Origin of the sequence: Actinomadura citrea, assembly GCF_013409045.1 — a bacterium.
GTDB lineage: Bacteria > Actinomycetota > Actinomycetes > Streptosporangiales > Streptosporangiaceae > Spirillospora > Spirillospora citrea.
Genome location: NZ_JACCBT010000001.1, coordinates 8,722,445 through 8,735,776, shown reverse-complemented (window position 1 = coordinate 8,735,776; position 13,332 = coordinate 8,722,445). Strand labels below are relative to the sequence as shown.

Sequence of the window (13,332 nt, the reverse complement as noted above, 5' to 3'; positions counted from 1 at the left end):
AGTCCTCCTATAAACCTTACAGGAGGACATGTGCTCATCCCGATGGCCGACTACGCGGCGGGTGTCGAGGTCGCGAACGATCTCGTCAGCACGTCGCCGGGCGTGCGGGGGGGCGAGGGGCTCTCCGGGCCCGCCGCCCTGGCCGGCCTGCTCGCGGCGTACGACGTCGCTGTGCCGACCGCCGAGGATGTCGAGAAGGTCCGTTTCCTGCGCGGCGAAGTGCGCTCCGTCATGGAGTCCGGGACCGAGGACGAGGCGGTGGAGCGCGCGGCGCTGCTGGCCGGGCACGCCGGGCTCGCGCCCGTGCTGCGCCGCGATCCGTCCGGCCGGTGGCAGTGGTACGTCCCGACGGCCCGGGACGCCTCCCTCGTCGGGGAGGTGGCCGCCCTCGTCGGCGTCGCTCTGCTCAGCCTCGTCCGGGCCCTCGGCCACGCCCGTTTCCGCCCGTGCGCCGCCCCCGGGTGCGGCGGCGTGTTCGCCGACGCCAGCCGTGCCGGACGCCGCCGCTACTGCATGCCGGAGCTGTGCGGAAACAGGCTCAACGTCGCCAACCACCGTGCGCGCCGCCGGGCGGTGGCCCGATGACGCTCACCGGCGCGCTCCGGCTTCCGGACGGGACCCTGATCCGGGGACGCGGCCTGCGGAACCCGCCACCGGACGGCCCTGCCCCCGACTTCGGGCTCTACCTGGGCTCCGGCCGCCTCCGCCGCAGGCACGAGCCGCGGCTGAGCTGGCCGTCCGCGTGGATCGACTGGCCGGACTTCCTGCTGCCCCGAGACCGGGACGAGGCCGTCCGGCAGATCCGCGCCCTGCACGAGCGGGCCCGCTCCGGCGCCGCCGTCGAAGTCGCCTGCGGAGGCGGCGTCGGCCGCACCGGCACGGTCATCGCCTGCCTGGCCGTCCTGTCGGGAGTGGCACCGTCCGAGGCCGTCGCCTGGGCGCGCGAGCACCACCATCCGCGCGCCGTCGAAACCCCCTGGCAACGCCGCTGGGTGACCCACTTCCCAACCTGACCCACGGAGCCCGGCCCGACAACGCACCCACCCCGAGGCCGGACCCCGCGCAGGACTCGGCCTCCCGCGTGGTCAGCCTCGCCCGAGGATCAGGTGTGCGGCGTGTTCGCCGATCATCATGCTGGGGGCGTTGGTGTTGCCGCCGATGATGGTCGGCATGATCGAGGCGTCCGCCACGCGGAGCGCCTCGATGCCGCGCACGCGCAGTTCGGGGTCGACGACGGCCCGCTCGTCGGAGCCCATCCGGCACGATCCGACGGGGTGGTAGACGGTCGTCGCGCGGTTCGGCAGCTCCCTGGCCAGGGCCTTGCGGTCGGGGAACTGCGGCCCGGGGGACAGCTCCTCCTTGACGTCCCCGGCGATGATCTGGTTGGCCATCACCTCGCGGACGAGCTCGATGCCGTCCAGCAGCAGCCGGGCGTCGTCGGGCTCGGTGAGGTAGCCGGGGTCGATGATCGGTGCGGCGGACGGGTCCGCCGACCCCAGCCGGACCGTGCCGCGGCTCTTCGGATAGATCAGCGTCGGCATGATCGTGAGTGCGGACCGCTTGTCGACGGCGTGCCGCACCGGCGCGTCCTGGTTCGGGAACGGGTACGACCACGGCAACGCGTGCAACTGGATGTCGGGCACGTCGCCCGCCTGCCCGCTGCGGACGAAGCCGACCGCCTCGAACACGCTGCGGGCCACCCACGTCCCGCCCCTCGTCCACTCCTTGGCGACGCCCCTGGCGAAGTAGGGCGCGGTGCCCCTGTGGCGGGCCGTGTCCATGACGAACGTCATCGGCACGAACATGTGGTCGTGCAGGTTGTCGCCCACCGGGAGGTCGGCGCGCACCTCGACGCCGTGGTCCCTCAGGTGGCCGGCCGGGCCCACGCCGGACAGCATCAGCAGGTGCGGAGAACCGAACGCCCCCGCTGACAGGACGACCTCCTGGGATGCCCGGATCGTCGCCGTGCCCTTCTTCCCGGCGACCTCGACGCCCGTGGCCCGCCCCTTGTCGATCACGACCCGTTGCACGGTCACGTTCGTCAGGACCGTCAGGTTCGGCAGGCCGTGGTCGTCCAGGTAGCCCACGGACGAGCTGTAGCGCAGGCCGTCCGCGACGCTCTGCTGGAAGATCCCCACGCCCTCCTGCTCGGCGCCGTTGTAGTCGTCGTTGCGCTTGACGCCCGCCGTCTGGGCGACCGCCTCGATGAACGCTTCGGAGGCGGGCGTGAGGTCCCGCTGCCGGGTCACCTGGATGGGGCCGCCCGCACCGCGCAGGTCGGACGCGCCGTCCTCCCAGTTCTCCATCCGCCGGTAGCTGTCGAGGACGTCGTCGAAGCCCCATCCGGTGCAGCCCTCGGCGGCCCAGTCGTCGTAGTTCTTGCGGTGGCCGCGCACGAACAGCATCCCGTTGATCGACCCCGAGCCCCCGAGGACGCGTCCTCGGACCTGCGGGATCTTCCGGTCGAGCGCGCTCTTCTGCGGGGCGCTGTAGAAGCCCCAGTCCAGCCGCTTCTTCAGCTGCGGGACGTTGTGGAAGACGGCGATCAGCCCCGGCTTGCGGACCAGCGGCGTCCGGTCCGGACCGCCCGCCTCGACCAGGACGACGCTCGCCCCGGACTCGGCCAGCCGCTTGGCCAGCACGCAGCCGGCGCTGCCGGCCCCCACCACGACGTAATCAGCGCTCCGGTCCATGTGTTCCTCTCAGCGGACGCCGTGCAGCGAGGCGACCGCTAACGAGGGCCCGCGCCTGGCCCTTGTCGGCGCCGCCGTCCCGGCCGGACGCGGGAGTCCCCGCCGGTCGGGCGACAGAAATGGGTGGCCCGATCGTAGAAGGGCGGGGACGGGCCTCCAAGGGGTGTCCCGGTGACCGGAACCTCACCCCCGCCCCGCCTCTTTTTATGGATCGCCTCCCCCTGGCAGATATCGCCTGCCGTTCGTGCGCGGTTGCGGGGAATGGTGCCGAATTTTCCGACCGTAAACGGCTGGTTCGCTTCCCTGCCTGCACTGGTCCGGCCGTGCGTGTGCGATGCCGTTTCGGCGGTTTCCGGCGGAGTCTTGCCCGCGATCGTGCGCGGGGTTAACGTTCCCTAAATCCGATAGGAAAGTTTCCTATCTGATGGAGTGTCCATGCCCCGCTCCCGCGCCCCGCCCCCGCGTTCGTCGACTGCTCCCCCGCGGCAGGCCCTGCCGCGACGACGTCCGATGACCACCCCCATCACGCAAGGACCCCCGCATGGAAACCACCCCCCGCACGAAGAAGACCCCCCGCACGAACCGCTCGCGAAGGATCGCCGCCATCACGGCGGGCGTCGGAATCGCCCCCCTCGTCGCCGTGGTGATCCCGGCGACCTCGGCCTGGGCCCACGGCTACGTCTCGGCGCCGATGAGCCGGCAGGCCCAGTGCGCGCAGCACATCGTCCAGTGCGGCTCCATCCAGTGGGAGCCGCAGAGCGTCGAGGGCCCGAAGGGCCTGCGCAGCTGCAGCGGCGGAAACTCGCGGTTCGCCGAGCTCGACGACGACGGCAAGGGCTGGAGGGCCACGACCGTCGGCCGGACGGTGACCTTCACCTGGACGTTCACCGCCCGGCACCGCACCTCGAACTACGAGTACTACGTCGGCGGTAGCCGCGTCGCCGTGGTCGACGGCAACAACCAGCAGCCTCCGGCCACCGTCTCGCACTCGGTCAACCTCGGCGGCGTCACCGGCCGGCAGAAGGTGCTGGCGATCTGGAACATCGCCGACACGGCCAACGCCTTCTACGCCTGCGTCGACGTGAACGTCCAGTGATGCCGGCCCGCAAGGCGCGGCGCGTCCCCCGGCTCGGCGCCCGGCTGACGGGTGCTCTCCTGCTCGCGGCGGGGACATGGTCGGCCGTCCTGCCGATGGCGTCGGCCTCCGCCGCGGACTGCGCGGCGGCGTGGAGCTCCTCCGCCGTCTACACCGGCGGCGCCGCGGCGTCCTACAACGGGCACAACTGGTCGGCGAAGTGGTGGACGCAGAACGAGACCCCGGGCCGGGCCGACGTGTGGGCCGACCAGGGGGCCTGTGGCGGCGGGTCGCCCGACCCCGGCGATCCGCCCGGCCAGGGCGGTTTCGTGGTGAGCGAGTCGCAGTTCAACCAGATGTTCCCGAGCCGCAACTCGTTCTACAGCTACAGCGGCCTGACCGCGGCCATGGCGGCCTTCCCCGCGTTCGCCACCACCGGAGGCGACACGGTGAAGAAGCAGGAGGCGGCCGCCTTCCTGGCCAACGTCAACCACGAGACCGGCGGGCTGGTCTACGTCGTCGAGCAGAACACCGGGAACTACCCGCACTACTGCGACGCGAGCCGGCCCTACGGATGCCCGGCGGGGCAGGCGGCCTACTACGGCCGCGGTCCCATCCAGCTGAGCTGGAACTTCAACTACAAGGCGGCGGGCGACGCGCTCGGCCTCGACCTGCTGAACAACCCGTGGCTCGTGGAGCGGGACGCGTCGGTCTCGTGGCGGACCGGGCTCTGGTACTGGATGACCCAGAACGGCCCCGGCACCATGACCGGCCACAGTGCGATGGTCAACGGCCGCGGATTCGGCGAGACGATCCGCAGCATCAACGGCGCCCTGGAGTGCGACGGCCGGAACCCGGCCCAGGTGCAGAGCCGGGTGAACGCGTACCAGCGATTCACCCAGATCCTCGGCGTCCCCGCAGGAAGCAACCTGACCTGCTGACCCCCCCGACCCGCCGACGGACACGACCCCCTGATGGTGGCGACCGGGACGGCGGGCCCGGTCACTCGTAGGGGTTGCCGGGCCTGCCGATCCGCTGGAGGGACCGCCCGCGCAGCGTCTGGACGACCGTCGCCCGGCGTCCGGTCGCGGGCGGCTCCCACACCCCCTCGACCCGCACCCACGTGTCGGCGGGCGGCCGCGGCAGGCCGCGCACGATCACGGGGAACGGGATGGCGTCCCCCGCGCAGCACGCGACCTTCAACCGGGTGACGCGCCAGCCGCGCTCGCCCTTCGCCGGCGGGCTCACGAAGCCCGTCAACCGCACCGGGACCCCGGCGAACGAGGCGGGGTCGCCCGTCTGCGCCTCGTAGGCGCGTCCGATGAACTCGCCCATGCTCATCGGGGCGGGCGCCCCCGTCCTCGGCAGCGGGGCGAAGCCCTCGGCGGGGGGCGGCGAGGGCGGCGCGGCGCGAGCGGTGCCGCGTGCCGCGGTGAACGAGCCGAGCGCGGGCGGCGCGATGATGAAGACCGCCAGCACGGGCAGGCAGAGCAGCCACGCCACGCCCGGCCCGTGCCCGCCGTGCCCGTGCCCGCCGTGCCCGTGCCCGCCGTGCCCGTGGTCGGCGTCGCCGGCGTCGCGCCATTCCCGGCGCAGCCCGGCGGCACCCAGCACGACCAGCGCGATCGCCGCGGCCACCAGCGGATAGCGGAACCCGGGCCGCACGTAGTTGACGTACTCGCCGCTGCCCAGCGTGATCCACAGCATCGCGCCGCCGACCAGGACCAGCAGCAGGTTCTGCGCGGACCTGCTCACGTGAGGAGCCCTCCCACCAGCGCGCTGACCCCCACCGCCAGGCAGAACGTCAACGGGACGAACCGGACGGCGAAACTCCGGCCGAAGAATCCCGCCTGCAAGGCGATCAGCTTCAGGTCCACCATCGGGCCGACCACAAGGAACGTCAGCCGCGCGGTGGTGGAGAACTGCGACAGGCTGGCCGCCACGAACGCGTCGGCCTCCGAGCAGATGGACATCAGCACGGCCAGCACGGCCAGGAGCAGGACCGACACCACGGCGTTGCCCGCCGCCGACGAGACCCACTCCGAGGGCACCGCGGCGTTGATGGTCGCGGCCGCTGCGGCGCCGACGACCAGGAACCCTCCGGCGTGCATGATGTCGTGCCGCATGGCCTGCCGGAACGCGTCGAGGCGTCCGGCCGCCCCGTGCGCGTGCGGACGGGACGGCACCCTGAGCCATTCGCGCCTGCCCAGCAGCAGCCACGCCCACCCGGCCAGCACCGCCACCAGCAGCGATGCGGCGAAGCGTCCCACCACCATCTCCGGCTTCCCCGGGAAGGCGACCGCGGTGGCGACCAGGACGATCGGGTTGATCGCGGGAGCGGCGAGCAGGAACGTGAGCGCGGCGGCGGGCGCCACTCCGCGCGCCATCAGCCCGCTCGCGACCGGTACCGACGCGCACTCGCACCCCGGCAGGACCGCCCCCATCGCGCCCGCGACCGGCACCGCCGCCCCCGGCCGGCGCGGCAGCACCCGCCGCCACACCGACGCCGGGACGAACGCCGTGATCGCGGCCGACAGCGCGACCCCGAAGACCAGGAAGGGCAGCGCCTGGACGCACACCGCGACGAAGATCGTTGCCCAGGCGTCCAGGGCCCGTGCGCCGATCCGCGGCGCCGCCCACACCCGGCCGAGCACGAGCGCCGCCGCCAGCGCGCCGAACGCCCACGCCGCGCGCGCCCCGGACGCCGCACCCCGCCCGCGTCCCCACTCCGCCGGAGGAAGCAGCTCCTCCTCGGCCGCCCGCAGGCCGATGCGTTCGGTCATGCGGGCCATCGTCCCAGAGCCCACCCCCGCAACGCCCCGGATCCACAGCCCCGCCCGGCAGCCCCGCCCGCCGATCTTCCCGGCCGCCGGGACCTACGCGCGCCCGGGATCTATGGCCGCGCGGGCTCCGCAGTCGCCGGGACGACGTGCGGCTGCCCGTGAATCAACCTTCCGCCACCCACGCCCGACCGAAATCTGTCGCCCTGATCCTGCGGGCGTCCGGGACTTGCGGGTGCCCGGGACTCTGAGTCGCCGGGGGCGTTCCGGTCGCCGGCGGCTTCGGGCGTCCGGGCCGCGGGTATGGCGTCAGCGCATCGCGTGGGACGCGCGGCCTCCGACTCGTTCGTCCATCTCGCCGCGCTGCTGCGGGACGTCGGTGCCCTCCTCGTGCATCTCCTCCAGGCGCATGGCGACGCCGATGGCGAAGAAGGTCGGAGCCCATTCGCCGACGAAGATGCCCCACCGGTCGGCGCGGTCCAGGCCCGCCTCCTCCAGGCGTTCGGACAGCGCCCACGACGCGAACGCCAGGGCGATCGACCCGAGTCCCGCCGTGTACATGTGATGCGACTTGAGGCCCCGCTTGTGCAGTGTCCTGATCATTTTCCCCCCTTGGTCGGTCGGGCAGTACCCGAGCGTTCACCTGCACAAGCACGCATTGGCCGGTTTTTACCCACTCCGGACGCGAGGGTGTCCGGCCACCGCCGAAAGGCGGCCGGGCCAGAGGTTTCGCGGTGAATACCCGTCCGCCCGCCGGGTACCGCGAGCACCATCACCCGACGAGCCGCCATCACCCGACGAGGAGGGCCATGGTCACCGCATCCGAGAGGACTCCCATGGAGAAGCCGGCCGGATCATTCTTGGCGATCTACCTGAACGACCACCTCGCGGGCGCGGCCGCGGGCGTGGGGCGCTCCCGCGCGCTCGCCCAGGCGCACCGGGGCAGGCCCGGCGAGGAGCGGTTGCGGCGGCTGGCCGAGGAGATCGCCGCCGACCGGGGAGCGCTGCTGTCCATCATGGCGTCGCTGGGCATCCCCGTCCGGCACTACAAGAGCATCGCGATGTCCGTGGCGGAGAGGGCGGGACGGCTCAAGTTCAACGGCCGCCTGAAAGAGCGCTCGCCGCTGACCGACATGGTGGAGTACGAGTTCCTGCGCCTGGCCGTCGAAGGCAAGGCCGCCGGATGGCGCACGCTGCTCACCCTCGCCGACCGGACGCCGGACCTGGACGCGGGCGAGCTGGAGAAGCTGCTCCACCGCGCCCAGACGCAGATCGATCTCCTCGAAGATCTCCGCAGGAGCGCCGCCGCGGACGTCTTCACCTCCGGCCGGCCCGCCTGATCGGCGGCGCCGCCGCGAGGGTGCAGGCGCGGTCGGGGGTGAGCCGTCCGTCCGCGACGACCACGGTGATCGCCCGCTCCAGGCGTCCCGGGACGGTCCGCGGCTCGTCCCACGCCAGCGCGGGCCCGACGCCGGGGTACTCGGCGACGCGGACGAACCAGGGATCGAGCCCGGCGGTCTGGACGAACACCAGGCTCCACGCGTCCGAGGTCAACGCCAGCCAGGGGGTGACGACACGGCCTCCTCACCGGACGCCTCGCCGGTGAAGACGTCCAGGCCGGGGGAATCCTTTTGGGCGCGCCAGAAGAAGCCGCCGTATCCGGCGCCGGTGCGGCCCTTGCACGCCGAGCTCCGCAGGACGAGCGGCCGCCCGGTCCGGCCGATCAGCGTGAACGCGAAGTCCAGCGCCCACGCGCCGGGTCCGGACCGGGGTGCCAGGGGCCGCGCCGTCAGGGTCCGCTCCTCGGTGGCGACGACGGTTCCGTCGGCTCATCGCCGGATAGGCCGTCGGGACGGCCGGGGATCTGCACCCGAAGCTTGCGGCGGGCCTTGTGCAGCGTGACGCGTACGGTGTTGGCGTCGGACCCGAGCAGTTCAGCGATCTCCGTCGGGGCGTAGCCGTCGTAGGTGAGCGCCATCACCTGCTGTTGAAGCCGGGGCAACGTGCCGATCAAGGCCAGGACCTGTTCGTGCGCCTCGGCTCTTTGGGGATCGACCATGGAGAACTGTGCGTCGATCCAGTCGACGGGTTCTTCGATCTGCGAGGTGCGAACGCGGGCGAGTGCGTTCCGTGCGGTGGTGTACGCGTAGGCTCGAAGGTTTTCGATCTTGTCCCGGCGCAGCCACATGGCTACCAGGGTCTCCTGTAGAGCGTCCTCGACCTCGTGCGGGTGGGCCCCTGCAGAAACCAGGAAACCGTACAGCCGACCCGCGTCGTGACGGCAGAACTCGGTGAACTCCTGGCCTGCGGTGATCTTCGCGATAGTGATCATCAGGCCTCCCGGCTTTCGCGGCGGCGGAGCTGCAGCCACAGTGCGGTGGCGCCGGCGGCCGCTGCGACCTGGGTCGGCGCCACCGTCGCCAGGACCACGATCACGATGATCACAGTGATGGGGCGAATCCGCCGGCGCAGCCAGGGGGAGGGATGGAGCCGATCGCGCAGAGTCAGGGTGAACGCCGGCAGGGCGTTCTGCATGTGAGCCTTCATGAGACGGTCTCTTCTCACTGGAGGCCCTGGTCGCCGTACGCTCCGGCCAAAGAGATGTCGGCGACCTGGGCCTTCGCCGGTCCTTTCCCACGATCGTGGAGCGCCAGACAGCGCCCCTGACACCCCCCGGCTAGGCAGGGTTTTCGCACCCGATCCCGGTTAATGTTCGGCCCTGGTCCAGCACTCTTAGAGGTGACGGACCTCTGCCGGATTGTTGAACAATCTGTCTGCTCAGGTGCAGGTCCGGTCACTGGAGGCCCTGGTCGCCGTACGCTCCGGCCAAAGAGATGTCGGCGACCTGGGCCTTCGCCTTGCCGCCATGCTTCGGCCCGCGAGGAGGATCCTCCTCACGGGCCCTTCTGCGCGTTCTCGTCTTTCGGCAAGGCCCGGTTGGGACGTCCTGCAGACGTCCCCGGGGACACGCTGAGACGTCCCGGCCGTCCGCACGCCGTGGCCGGAGCCACCGCCTACCGGCTGCTGACGGCGTCGCCGCGCGGTGGCGCCGTCATCGCCGAGAACGGCCTGACGATCCAGGCCGGGCACGCGCTGGGAGAGATCGCCTCCGGTGACGACGAGATCGACACGATGATCGTGGTCGGCGGCAGCGGGGTCTACGACGCGGCCGTGTCCGCCGAGGTGGTCCGGGAGCTTGCGGCACTCGCCCGGCGGTCGCGCCGCGTCGCCTCGGTCTGCGCGGGGTCCATGCTCCTCGCCGCCGCCGGGCTGCTCGACGGCTACCGCGCGACGACGCACTGGGGATCGACGCACCTGCTCGCCGAGCGCATCCCGCAGGTGCGCGTCGAAGCGGACCTGATCTATGTGCGCGACCGCGACCGATGGACCTCGGCCGGGGGCACCGCCGGCATCGACCTCGCGCTGGCCCTGGTCGAGGACGACCTCGGCGCCGAGGCCGCGCAACTGATCGCCCGCTGGTTCGTCGTCTTCACCCGCAGGCCCGGCGGCCAAGCCCAGTTCAGCGCCCAGATGCGCGCCCAGCCTGCAAAGACCCCGGCGATCCGGGCCGTCCAGGAATGGCTGCCCGACCACCTGGGCGAGGACCTGAGCGTGGTCGCGCCGGCGAGACGGGCGCGGATGAGCGAGCGGAGCTTCGCCCGCGCCTTCCGCGCCGAGACCGGCGGCACGCCCGGCACCTACGTGGAGAACCTGCGCCTCGAATCCGCCCGCCGCCTGCTGGAGACCACAGACCTGACGGTCGGCGCCATCGCCAGGACGGTCGGCTACAAGCACGGCGAGACACTGCACCGGCTCTTCGCCCGCCACCTGGCCACCACCCCCGAGCGCTACCGGCAGCACTTCGCGACGAGGGCCCACACGCCCCCAACGGCCTAGAACCGGGTCGGCGAGGCCGCCGGACTCGCTCGTAGAACCACGCACGACCTTGGCGACATCATCAGGCATGGCCGAGGTCTGGTGGGCCGTGACAGCCTGTGTAGCGGCGCGCTCGGCTGGTCCTGGCCGCGTCGGTCCGCGGTGGCCGACGGTCACCCGTCGGATCCGCGGTCCTGGCGTGCGCGCCTGGCATCGTCGCGTGGGCGCCGGGTGTCGACGTTGGCGGTCAGGGTGCCGAGCACGCCGGGCAGGTCCGCCACGGTCTGCTCGGGCAGGCCGGTCACGGTCTCCTCCGCCAGGGCGCACCACAGTTCCTTGACCCGTTCCGCCAGGGCCGCCCCGGAGTCGGTGAGCTCCACGATGCTGGCGCGCTTGTCGGAGGGCGCGGGCCTGCGCCGGACGTGCCCGGACGCCTCCAGCTTGCGGGTCATGAGCGTGACGCTGGGCGGCTCGCAGCCGAGCGCCTCGCTGAGTTGCGCCTGGATCCTCGGGCCGGTCCGCGCGAGTTCGAGGAGCAGCGTCTCCTGGCCGGGGTGCAGTCCGAGCGGGGCCAGCAGCGCCGCGGCCCGGGCGCGGTGGCGCAGGCTCAGCAGGCGGATGGCCTGGTTGATCGCGTCGGCTCGGTCGAAGTCCACGGCCCCTCCTTGACGGATTAGTTATGCGCATAACATTATGCGGATAACTAATTCTAGCGCGACGTCGAGGAGCCGACATGTCCGTGAAGGTCGCCGTCATCTACTACAGCTCGACGGGCGCCGTGCACGCGCTCGCCCAGGCCGTCGCCGAGGGCGCCGTCTCCGCCGGGGCCGAGGTGAGGCTGCGGCGGGTCGCCGAGCTGGTGACCGACGCCACGATCGACGAGAACCCGCGGTGGCGGCGGCACGTGGACGCCACCGCCTCGATCGCGGAGGCCGCCGTCGAGGACCTGGCGTGGGCCGACGCGTACGCGTTCGGGACGCCGACCCGGTTCGGCGCGCCCGCCGCGCAGCTCAAGCAGTTCATCGACCAGAGCGTCGGCCTGTGGCGGGAGGGCGTGCTGGCCGACAAGCCGGTGACGGCGTTCACCTCGGCGTTCAACCGCCACGGCGGCAACGAGGCCACGATCATCTCGCTGGCCAACGTCTTCTACCACTGGGGCGCGCTGATCGTCCCGCCCGGCTACACCGACCCGGCCGTCTACGCCGCCGGAGGCAATCCCTACGGCGCCTCGTCGGTGACCGGGCCGTCCGGCGACGGCCCCGACACGGCCTCCCTCGACGCGGCCCGGCACCAGGGCCGCCGCCTCACCCGGACCACGATCCGCCTGCTCGCCGGCACCCGCGCGGACGGGGTCGAGGCCGCCCCGCAGACCGCGTGAGCGGCGACGTCACCCGTGATCCCACTCGTTTCCAGGAGGAGCTCGTGTCGCCTGACCTGCCTGCGAAGACTCTGACCCGCGGACCCGTGAAGGCAGGGAGCGGGCCCGGCGTGCTGGTGCTGGTGTGCGCGTGCCAGTTCATGGTGATTCTGGACGCGTCCATCGTCAACGTCGCCCTGCCCTCGGTCGATCGGGACCTCGGCTTCACCGCCGCGGGACTGGCCTGGGTGGTGAACGGCTACCTGCTCACCTTCGCCGGGCTCATGCTGCTGGGCGGACGCGCCGCCGACCTGTTCGGCCACCGCCGGACGCTGGCCGCCGGGATGCTCCTGTTCTCCGCCTCCAGCCTCGTCGGCGGCCTGGCGACCGCGCCGCAGATCCTGGTGGCGGCGCGCGTCGTCCAGGGCGTGGGAGCCGCCCTGCTGGCCCCGGCGACGCTGGCCGTGATCAACACCGGCTTCACCGGGGGCCGCGAGCGGGCGCGGGCGTTCGGCGCGTGGTCCGCCGCCGGCGGCGTGGGCGGGATGGCGGGCGCGGTCGCGGGCGGCGCCCTCACGACCGGCCTGTCCTGGCGGTGGGTCTTCCTGATCAACGTGCCGATCGGCGCGGTGCTGATCGTGGTGGCCCTGACGTCGCTGTCCGGTGCGCGGACCGGCCGGCGGGAGCCGCTCGACCTCCCCGGCGCCGTCACCGGAACGGCGGGGCTGGCCGCGCTGATCTACGGGGTCATGCAGAGCACCGGCCACGGCTGGACGTCCGCGCGGGTCGCCGGTCCGGCCGTGGCGGGCCTGCTCCTGCTCGCCGTCTTCCTCGTGGTGGAGGGACGTTTCGCCGCCCGGCCGCTGATGCCGCTGCGGCTGTTCAGGATCCGGGGGGTGGCCGCGGGCGGCGGCATGCTGCTGCTCTTCGGGGGGATCGCCATCGCGATGTGGTACTTCACGTCGCTGTTCCTGCAGAACGTCCTGGGCTATGGCGCGCTCCGGGCCGGGCTCGGGCAGACGCCCGCGGCCGTGATGTTCATGCTGGTCGCGCGCCTCGCCGCCGGACTGCTGCCCCGGACGGGTGCGCGCCTTCTGGTCCTGGCGGGGTGCGGCTGTCTCCTCGCCGGGTTCGGCTGGCTCTCCCAGGCCGGCGCCGGGAGCGGCTACGTCACCGGCGTGCTCGGGCCCACCCTGCTCGTCGCGGTCGGGATCGGGCTGACGTTCCCCACCCTCATGGCCGCGACGACCGCGGGCGTCCCCGAGGGCGACGCGGGGGTCATCGGCGGGCTGGCCAACACCGCCGCTCAGGCGGGCGGGGCGGTGGGCCTGGCGGTGCTCGCGACGGTGGCCACCGCGCGGACGCAGGCGGCGCCCGGCGGGCCGGCCACGACCGCCGCGCTCGCCGCCGGTTACGACCGGGTCTTCCTCATGGCGGCCGGTCTGGGCCTGATCATCGCCGTGGTGGGCCTGCTGCTGCCGCGCGGCCGGGCCGCGTCCTGAGGGTCGATGCATCCGGCTGGGCGCCTCGGTACGAAGTGATCGTGTGGGC

Annotated in this window: 15 protein-coding genes and 1 pseudogene; 8 read left to right on the top strand and 8 right to left on the bottom strand. The window is 72.7% G+C overall.

The features are described 5' to 3' along the window. The first annotated feature begins 30 nt into the window (after positions 1 to 30). Together BJ999_RS39995 and BJ999_RS39990 are read left to right on the top strand one after the other, a co-directional pair. Complete coding sequence (locus BJ999_RS39995; protein ID WP_179838031.1) at positions 31 to 585, top strand: CGNR zinc finger domain-containing protein; 555 nt, start codon at positions 31 to 33, stop codon at positions 583 to 585. Then, a complete protein-coding gene (locus BJ999_RS39990; protein WP_179838030.1) occupies positions 582 to 1,013 on the top strand; it encodes a protein-tyrosine phosphatase family protein in 432 nt (143 codons plus the stop codon). The genes BJ999_RS39995 and BJ999_RS39990 overlap by 4 nt, the downstream gene beginning before the upstream one ends. A gap of 72 nt (positions 1,014 to 1,085) precedes the next feature. On the opposite strand, the gene BJ999_RS39985 is transcribed toward BJ999_RS39990, so the two are convergent. Continuing rightward, entirely contained in the window at positions 1,086 to 2,693 is a 1,608-nt protein-coding gene (locus BJ999_RS39985; RefSeq protein ID WP_179838029.1) for a GMC family oxidoreductase, read from the bottom strand. Positions 2,694 to 3,234: 541 nt separating this feature from the next. Here BJ999_RS39985 and BJ999_RS39980 point away from each other — a divergent pair. Together BJ999_RS39980 and BJ999_RS39975 are read left to right on the top strand one after the other, a co-directional pair. Then, positions 3,235 to 3,789 carry a lytic polysaccharide monooxygenase auxiliary activity family 9 protein gene (locus BJ999_RS39980; protein ID WP_179838028.1) on the top strand — a complete coding sequence of 185 codons (555 nt, stop codon included), beginning with the start codon at positions 3,235 to 3,237 and terminating at the stop codon, positions 3,787 to 3,789. Then, positions 3,789 to 4,709 carry a glycoside hydrolase family 19 protein gene (locus tag BJ999_RS39975; RefSeq protein ID WP_179838027.1) on the top strand — a complete coding sequence of 307 codons (921 nt, stop codon included), beginning with the start codon at positions 3,789 to 3,791 and terminating at the stop codon, positions 4,707 to 4,709. The genes BJ999_RS39980 and BJ999_RS39975 overlap by 1 nt, the downstream gene beginning before the upstream one ends. A 61-nt stretch (positions 4,710 to 4,770) precedes the next feature. Here the strand turns inward: BJ999_RS39975 and BJ999_RS39970 are convergent, their stop codons facing one another. From BJ999_RS39970 to BJ999_RS39960, 3 genes are all read right to left on the bottom strand, one after another. After that, positions 4,771 to 5,523 carry a TIGR03943 family putative permease subunit gene (locus BJ999_RS39970; protein WP_179838026.1) on the bottom strand — a complete coding sequence of 251 codons (753 nt, stop codon included), beginning with the start codon at positions 5,521 to 5,523 and terminating at the stop codon, positions 4,771 to 4,773. Next, positions 5,520 to 6,560, bottom strand: coding sequence for a permease (locus BJ999_RS39965; protein WP_179838025.1), 1,041 nt, complete (start codon positions 6,558 to 6,560; stop codon positions 5,520 to 5,522). The genes BJ999_RS39970 and BJ999_RS39965 overlap by 4 nt, the downstream gene beginning before the upstream one ends. Positions 6,561 to 6,857: 297 nt before the next feature. Beyond that, entirely contained in the window at positions 6,858 to 7,151 is a 294-nt protein-coding gene (locus BJ999_RS39960; RefSeq protein WP_179838024.1) for a hypothetical protein, read from the bottom strand. A gap of 206 nt (positions 7,152 to 7,357) precedes the next feature. Here BJ999_RS39960 and BJ999_RS39955 point away from each other — a divergent pair, with 206 nt between their 5' ends. Further along, positions 7,358 to 7,888, top strand: coding sequence for a hypothetical protein (locus tag BJ999_RS39955; RefSeq protein ID WP_179838023.1), 531 nt, complete (start codon positions 7,358 to 7,360; stop codon positions 7,886 to 7,888). Here the strand turns inward: BJ999_RS39955 and BJ999_RS44200 are convergent. The 3 genes and pseudogenes from BJ999_RS44200 to BJ999_RS39935 all read right to left on the bottom strand — a co-directional run bounded on the left by BJ999_RS44200 (position 7,866) and on the right by BJ999_RS39935 (position 9,083). Next, positions 7,866 to 8,326 (bottom strand): annotated as a pseudogene (locus tag BJ999_RS44200) (DUF6807 family protein). The gene BJ999_RS39955 and the pseudogene BJ999_RS44200 sit on opposite strands and share 23 nt — an antisense overlap. Before the next feature lie 11 nt (positions 8,327 to 8,337). Beyond that, positions 8,338 to 8,880, bottom strand: coding sequence for an RNA polymerase sigma factor (locus tag BJ999_RS39940; RefSeq protein ID WP_179838021.1), 543 nt, complete (start codon positions 8,878 to 8,880; stop codon positions 8,338 to 8,340). Further along, positions 8,880 to 9,083 (bottom strand): hypothetical protein, encoded by a 204-nt coding sequence (locus tag BJ999_RS39935; protein ID WP_179838020.1) that lies wholly within the window; start codon positions 9,081 to 9,083, stop codon positions 8,880 to 8,882. Before BJ999_RS39935 ends, BJ999_RS39940 begins: the two co-directional genes overlap by 1 nt. 402 nt (positions 9,084 to 9,485) lie before the next feature. Here BJ999_RS39935 and BJ999_RS39930 point away from each other — a divergent pair, with 402 nt between their 5' ends. Continuing rightward, complete coding sequence (locus BJ999_RS39930; RefSeq protein ID WP_218935441.1) at positions 9,486 to 10,445, top strand: GlxA family transcriptional regulator; 960 nt, start codon at positions 9,486 to 9,488, stop codon at positions 10,443 to 10,445. Positions 10,446 to 10,597: 152 nt separating this feature from the next. Here BJ999_RS39930 and BJ999_RS39925 read toward each other — a convergent pair whose 3' ends face one another. Continuing rightward, positions 10,598 to 11,080: a MarR family winged helix-turn-helix transcriptional regulator gene (locus BJ999_RS39925; protein ID WP_179838018.1), complete on the bottom strand. Its 483-nt coding sequence runs from the start codon at positions 11,078 to 11,080 to the stop codon at positions 10,598 to 10,600. A 77-nt stretch (positions 11,081 to 11,157) separates the two neighbouring features. Here BJ999_RS39925 and wrbA point away from each other — a divergent pair, with 77 nt between their 5' ends. Both wrbA and BJ999_RS39915 read left to right on the top strand, forming a co-directional pair. Then, positions 11,158 to 11,802 carry an NAD(P)H:quinone oxidoreductase gene (gene wrbA / locus BJ999_RS39920; RefSeq protein ID WP_179838017.1) on the top strand — a complete coding sequence of 215 codons (645 nt, stop codon included), beginning with the start codon at positions 11,158 to 11,160 and terminating at the stop codon, positions 11,800 to 11,802. Positions 11,803 to 11,888: 86 nt separating this feature from the next. Next, complete coding sequence (locus BJ999_RS39915; RefSeq protein WP_229810026.1) at positions 11,889 to 13,283, top strand: MFS transporter; 1,395 nt, start codon at positions 11,889 to 11,891, stop codon at positions 13,281 to 13,283. The last annotated feature ends 49 nt before the right edge of the window (positions 13,284 to 13,332 follow it).